Origin of the sequence: Mesorhizobium sp. M4A.F.Ca.ET.050.02.1.1 (assembly GCF_003997725.1) — a bacterium.
GTDB lineage: Bacteria > Pseudomonadota > Alphaproteobacteria > Rhizobiales > Rhizobiaceae > Mesorhizobium.
Genome location: NZ_RZSG01000330.1, coordinates 1 through 6,338 on the forward strand (window position 1 = coordinate 1; position 6,338 = coordinate 6,338).

Below are 6,338 nucleotides of genomic sequence, written 5' to 3' on the forward strand. Positions count from 1 at the left end.
ATCATGCCGATGGCGAGAGCCAGGAACAGGAAGACGAAAAGCGGGAGCTTCAGCGTCAGCGCGGGATTGCCGGGATTGAACGGGTCGAGCGTGAAGGCGATCGGCTCGCGGTTGGCGACGGCGAGCGCGATCAGGATGACGGCCAGCGGCACGAAGACAACGACGAGCATGAAGCGGTTGAACATTTGTTTTCCTGTCGAAAGCAGGCCTGGCGGCGGGCCGGCGCGTGAACTCGCGCCTATTTGCCTCCGTTCAGCCTTTCGCGCAATTCCTTGCCGGTCTTGAAGAACGGCACCCACTTCTCCTCGACCTCGACGGATTCGCCGGTGCGCGGGTTGCGGCCGGTGCGGGCGGGACGGTTTTTCACCGAGAAGGCGCCGAAACCGCGCAGTTCGACCCGGTTACCCTCGGCAAGCGCGTCGGTGATCTCGTCGAAGATCGCGCCGACGATGTTTTCGACGTCGCGCAGGAAAAGATGCGGATTGCGCGTGGCAATGATTTGCACAAGCTCGGATTTGATCATGAGAACGGCTCCCCGGAAAGCACTTCGGTCAAATTATGCAGATGATTTTATTTGCTTTTTCGCTCGCCTCGAGCGGCGCGTCAAGGGTGCCAGACCGAAACGAGACCGTCAAGAAACAAGCGGTCGGCTCCAATTTCGTGAATGACGTCGCCGCCGGCGTCGGGCAGGCCGAGCGCGCTGGCGACGGTTTTCGCCATCGTCTTGGAGAACAGGAAGCCGCCGCGCCTCTCGGTGTCCTTCCATTCCACCACCTTGAGCTTGGCGTCGACGCCCTTTGTCGACAGCCAGTCGATCGCCTCGGTCTCGCCGCCGACGGCGTCGATCAGATGGTTGGCGAGGGCCTGGCGGCCGGTGAAAATCGAGCCGTCGGCAAGCGCCAGCGCTTGCTCGCGGGTCATCTTGCGGCGGTCGGCGACGATGCCGACGAACCAGTCATAGCTGTCGAGGATGAGCTTGCGGACCATGGCGCGCTCGTCCTCATTGGTCGGCTTGAAGGGCGAGGGCGAGGCCTTCAGCGGCGAGGATTTCACCTCCTCGAGCTTGATGCCGAGCTTGTCCATCAGCCCGCTGACGTCCGGATACTGGATCAGCACGCCGATCGAGCCGACGATCGAGGATTTGCGCGCGACGATATGATCGGCGGCGCTGGCGATCATATAGCCGGCGGACGCGGCTAGCGTGCCGACTTCCGCCACGACCGGCTTATCGGCGGCGAGCTTGCGCACCTCCTCGAAGATCGATTCACCGCCGACCGTCGTGCCGCCGGGCGAATCGATCGACAGGATGACGCCCTTCACCTTCGAGGACTCACGGATGGTTTCCAGCCGCTTGATCAACTCCTCGTCTTCGGTGATGGTGCCTTCGATCCTGACCTTGGCAATGTGGTCGACAGCCTGGCCGGTGAAGTCGTCGCGATAGACCCAGCTCGACAGGGCGATCAACGCGACGGCCGCGACTGCGAGCGCAGCAACACGCCAGAACGTCAATTTGCGGCGCAAGCGGCGGCGGTCGATCAGGTCGTCGGCTCTCATTGCCATGGTCAGCCTCTCGGTCGGTGGGAAGAGATGTTTTTAAAGCAAGCATCGGCGCCCCGCCACCGTTTCCTGGTGGGGTTGCGTCAAAGCGCCTGCGCGATGCGGGCCGGCGTTTCATGAAATTTTAACGCTGCCCGTCCGTATCTGCTATGAAGTGCGTAGATTGTGTCGACTTCACTTCCGTTTGTACAACGGCAGCTGTCACATTTTTGCGGTTTTCCTCCGCTTGTGCTTGCTTACGTGGGCCGGCATCCCACCTATAGGCGGTGATTTGGCGGGGCAAGGGTTTATTAGAATTTAGTCATGCTAGCGCGATCGAACGAAACGACCAATGCCGAGACGGCTTTGGCGCCAGCAGCGCCAGCCGGTACGCGGGGTGATGCGTTCGACCTCGCGCAGCGGCATTCGCGCCGCGTGCGCGTGCTCAAATTCGCGGTGCCGCTGCTTGCGGCCGTCATCGCCATTGCCTTTCCCGTCTACTCCTATCTTGCGGCCCCGGTGTCGATTTCGGTGCAGGCCGAAGGCAGCGCCTTTGCCGACGGCAAGCTGGTGATGGCCAACCCCAAGCTCAACGGTTTCACCAAGCAGAAGCTGCCCTATTCGCTGACGGCGCTGCGCGCCATTCAGGACGTCGGCAAGCAAGGCATCATCGATCTGGAAGGGATCAATGCCAAATTGCCGTTGACGTCCGACAATGTGGCGACCGTCAACGCCACGCGCGGCGTCTACGACCGCGACGGCAACACAATGAGCCTGACCAGCGACATAATGGTGACGACGACCGACGGCATCGAAGCCAAGCTCAAATCAGTCTTCCTCGACATGGGCAAAGGCACTATGAAGACGGATGATCCGGTCGATGTCAGCCGTGGCGGCTCGCGGATCACGGCGGATTCGATGGCGGTCCAGGACAACGGCAAGGTTCTGGTTTTCGAGAACAAGGTGCGCGTCAACATCGATCCCGCCAGCTTGAGGGCGGCAGAGCAACAGAGCGGAGAATCGAATGCGTCGCAGTAGTTTGGCAGGGCTTTTGGGCGCGGCCTCGGTGCTGTTGTTGCTTGGCGTGGCGCCGTCGCTCGCCCAGTCCGGCGCGAGCAGCCAGGTCTCAGGCCTCAAACTTTCCGGCGACCAGCCGATCCAGATCGAGAGCGACAAGCTGGAGGTCCGCCAGGCGGACAGCGTCGCCGTGTTCAGCGGCAACGTCACCGTGACGCAAGGCCCGACCACGCTCAAGGCCGGCAAGATGACGGTCTACTATGTCAAGGATCCCAATGCCGCCAAGGGCGCGGCGGCCGGCGCATCGGCGATGACCGGCTCGGCCAACATCGATCACCTGGTTGTCGACAACAAGGTCTACATCAAATCGAACGACCAGATCGCCACCGGCGACAACGGCACTTTCGACATGAAGACGCAGGTGCTCGTGCTTTCCGGCAAGGAAGTGGTGCTGTCGCAGGGCCCCAATGTGCTCAAGGGCTGCAAGCTCACCGTTCAGATGAAGAGCGGCCTCGCCCAGGTCGACGGCTGTGGCGGGCGCGTCATCATGTCGATGACGCCGCCGCCGAAGTCTGGAGCGCCGAAGCAATAATGGCCGGCGTACCGTCGCTGCTGGCTCGCCTTCCGGGGCGGGCCGCCGGCAAACCAGCGGCGCCGGCGACGGTTTCCGTCGATTCCGCGAAGTTCAAGGGCACCTTGATCGCCAAGGGCCTGACCAAGAGCTACAAGGGCCGCAAGGTTGTCAGCGGCGTGACGCTTGGCGTGCGCGCCGGCGAGGCAGTCGGGCTGCTCGGCCCCAACGGCGCCGGCAAGACGACCTGTTTCTATATGGTCACCGGACTGGTGCCGGTGGACGAAGGCACGATCGAGATCGATGGCTTCGATGTCACCTCGATGCCGATGTACCGCCGCGCCCGGCTCGGCATCGGCTACCTGCCGCAGGAGGCCTCGATCTTTCGCGGTCTCAGCGTCGAGCAGAACATCCGCGCCGTGCTCGAAGTGGTCGAAAAGAGCCGCAAGGCGCGCGAGCGCAGCCTCGACGAACTGCTCGAGGAATTCCACATCAGCCATCTGCGCAAGGCGCCCTCGCTGTCGCTGTCCGGCGGCGAAAGGCGGCGCCTGGAGATCGCGCGCGCGCTCGCCACGCGCCCGGCCTACATGCTGCTCGACGAGCCTTTCGCCGGCATCGATCCGATCGCGGTGGCCGACATCCAGCAATTGGTGCGGCATCTCACGGCGCGCGGCATCGGCGTGCTGATCACCGATCACAATGTGCGCGAGACGCTAGGTCTCATCGACCGCGCCTATATTATCCACGCCGGCCAGGTGCTCACACATGGCCGCGCCGACGAGATTGTCGCCAATGCTGATGTGCGGCGCCTCTATCTCGGCGAGGGTTTTACCCTCTAAACAAGAAATCCAGGGTTCGGCGCAATTTTTCGGTGATTTCGGGATTCCTGTCCGATTTTTGCCTGAGATAACGCTCCGGTAAGCGAGTTTTGCTACCGTTTCGCTTGACAAGCAAAAGCTGGGCCACTTTGTTGGTTCGGTCGGAAAATCTGTTCCGGCAGGTCCTGTGCGTAGACGAGGCGTTTGATAACCAACCATGGCGCTGGCGGCGAAACTACAGCTACGGCAGTCCCAGTCGCTGGTGATGACGCCGCAACTGATGCAGTCGATCCGGCTGCTGCAACTCACCCATGTCGAGCTTGAACGCTTCATCGAAGACGAGATCGAGCGCAACCCGCTGCTGGAGCGCGCCGAGCCGCAGGACGACGCGGCTAGCGACCAGGCGCAGAAGAGCGATGCCGCGCCGGAGTCCGCCGCCGACGGCGATTGGTTCGAAGCCGAGACGGAATGGAGCGCCGAAGCGATCTCGGACAAGCTCGACTCCTCGCTGGAAAACCTGTTTCCCGACGATCCCGGCACCAGCGAACGGCTCGGGCCGGATCTCACCGCGCAATGGAAGTCGGCTTCCGGCAGCGGCATGGGAGCGTCCTCGTCCGAAGGTTTCGATGTCGGTGACATGGCTGCCACGGCGATTACGTTGCGTGAGCATGTCGGCGAACAGATCGCGCTCGCCTTTGCCGATCCGGCGGCGCGGCTGATCGCCGGCGAGCTTGGCGACGGTCTCGATGAGGCCGGCTATCTAAGCGCCGACATGGCCGAGATCGGGGTCGAGGTCAGCGATATCGCGCTCAAGGATGTCATCCTGCCGGGCGAGATGCGCGAGATCCTCAACCAGGTGGTTTCGGCCGAGAAGCAGGCCGAGGCCAACGTCATCCGCCGCCGCGAGGAGACGAACGCCACGCGTTCGCTCCTCAACACGGCCAAGGTGATGGCCGAGAACCCGGTGATGCTGCGGCTGAAGGAGCTCGAGGCTCTGGAGGCCATCGCCGGCAAGGTCGAGCGGCTGACCGTCCACAACGGGACGGGCGGGCTGCTGAACGACCTGGTCAAGCTCCGCGACAGCTGAGCTGACGTAGCGTCAACGGGAAGGGCCGCCAGCAATCCGGCGGCCCTTCTTGCGTTTCGAAAGCCAGCATCCCATCTGCACCGGGCTTATCAGCCCTTTTCCTGCCCGGAAAAACCGATTAGACAGCGCCCAAACAAGATGCGGACAGATTCCGCCCGCAACCGAAGGAAGAGCCCTTGTCCACCACGTTCGACAAAGTCGCCAAGATCATTGCCGACACCAGCGAGATCGATATCGAGACGATCACCCCCGAAAGCCACACCATCGACGATCTCGGCATCGACAGCCTCGATTTCCTCGACATCGTCTTTGCCATCGATAAGGAATTCGGCATCAAGGTGCCGCTGGAGAAGTGGACGCAGGAGGTCAATGACGGCAAGGCCTCGACCGACGACTACTTCGTCATGAAGAACCTGTGCGCCAAGATCGACGCGCTGGTCGCGGCCAAGAACGCCTGAGGCGGTTCGGGCGCGGCCTTGACGTGCCCTGCCCGCTGACCCAAAACAGCCGCCCATGAGCCCCCACGACGTCGTCATCACCGGTATCGGCCTTGTCTCCTCGCTGGGAGAGGGTCCGGATGCCCACTGGCAGAAACTCGCCCAGCCCGGCCTCGAGCCGGTGCTCGATGCCGCGCGCTTTGCGCCCTACACCATTCATCCGCTGCCGGAGGTCGACTGGAACCTGCAGATCGCCAAGCGCGGCGACCAGCGGCAGATGGAGACCTGGCAGCGGCTCGGCACCTATGCCGCGGGTCTGGCGCTGGACGATGCCGGCATCAAGGGCAATGACGAGCTCTGCGCGACCATGGACATGGTGGTGGCGGCCGGCGGCGGCGAGCGCGACGAGGCGGTCGACGCCGCGATCCTCGCCGCTTCCGAAAGCCGCAACGACCGCGACGTGCTGCTCAACGAGAAGCTGACCACCGAACTGCGCCCGACGCTGTTCCTCGCCCAGTTGTCCAATCTTCTGGCCGGCAACATCTCGATTGTCCACAAGGTCACCGGTTCCTCCCGCACCTTCATGGGCGAGGAAGGCGCCGGCGTCGCCGCCGTCGAGACGGCCGCCGCGCGCATCCGCTCGGGACAGTCGACGCATGTGCTGGTCGGCGGCGCCTTCCAGACCGAACATTCCGACATGCTGCTCGGCTATGAACTCGCCGGCTACCTGCATCGTGGCAACTGGAAGCCTGTCTGGCAAAGGCAGGACGGCGAAGGCGGCGGCGTGGTGACCGGATCCGGCGGCGCCTTCCTGGTGCTGGAGCAGCGCGAGCACGCGACGAGCCGGGGGCGCAAAATCTACGCCGAGCTCG

At 63.2% G+C, this 6,338-nt stretch carries 8 protein-coding genes and 1 pseudogene; 6 read left to right on the plus strand and 3 right to left on the minus strand.

The features are described from left to right. From EOA33_RS20430 to sppA, 3 genes and pseudogenes are all read right to left on the minus strand, one after another. Window positions 1-185, minus strand: a pseudogene (locus EOA33_RS20430) (DUF1049 domain-containing protein); the annotation flags it as partial. A gap of 53 nt (window positions 186-238) precedes the next feature. Further along, window positions 239-523 (minus strand): integration host factor subunit beta, encoded by a 285-nt coding sequence (locus EOA33_RS20435; protein WP_006200394.1) that lies wholly within the window; start codon window positions 521-523, stop codon window positions 239-241. A gap of 80 nt (window positions 524-603) precedes the next feature. Then, the gene (sppA, locus tag EOA33_RS20440) at window positions 604-1,560 is read right to left on the minus strand and encodes a signal peptide peptidase SppA (protein WP_127406419.1); all 957 of its coding nucleotides are present in this window, start codon (window positions 1,558-1,560) and stop codon (window positions 604-606) included. Between the two features lie 300 nt (window positions 1,561-1,860). Between sppA and lptC the strand changes: the two genes are divergently transcribed. The 6 genes from lptC to EOA33_RS20470 all read left to right on the plus strand — a co-directional run. Beyond that, window positions 1,861-2,574 carry an LPS export ABC transporter periplasmic protein LptC gene (gene lptC / locus EOA33_RS20445; RefSeq protein ID WP_126058299.1) on the plus strand — a complete coding sequence of 238 codons (714 nt, stop codon included), beginning with the start codon at window positions 1,861-1,863 and terminating at the stop codon, window positions 2,572-2,574. After that, complete coding sequence (locus EOA33_RS20450) at window positions 2,561-3,145, plus strand: LptA/OstA family protein (protein WP_126058300.1); 585 nt, start codon at window positions 2,561-2,563, stop codon at window positions 3,143-3,145. Before lptC ends, EOA33_RS20450 begins: the two co-directional genes overlap by 14 nt. Continuing rightward, window positions 3,145-3,963, plus strand: a complete 819-nt coding sequence (gene lptB, locus EOA33_RS20455) for an LPS export ABC transporter ATP-binding protein (protein WP_127406420.1) — start codon at window positions 3,145-3,147, stop codon at window positions 3,961-3,963. Before EOA33_RS20450 ends, lptB begins: the two co-directional genes overlap by 1 nt. A 196-nt stretch (window positions 3,964-4,159) precedes the next feature. Beyond that, complete coding sequence (locus EOA33_RS20460) at window positions 4,160-5,029, plus strand: SPFH domain-containing protein (RefSeq protein ID WP_127406421.1); 870 nt, start codon at window positions 4,160-4,162, stop codon at window positions 5,027-5,029. 176 nt (window positions 5,030-5,205) lie between these two features. Next, complete coding sequence (locus EOA33_RS20465) at window positions 5,206-5,487, plus strand: acyl carrier protein (RefSeq protein WP_126054139.1); 282 nt, start codon at window positions 5,206-5,208, stop codon at window positions 5,485-5,487. Between the two features lie 55 nt (window positions 5,488-5,542). After that, on the plus strand, window positions 5,543-6,338 hold a 796-nt coding region (locus EOA33_RS20470), incomplete at its 3' end, for a beta-ketoacyl-ACP synthase (protein ID WP_127406422.1).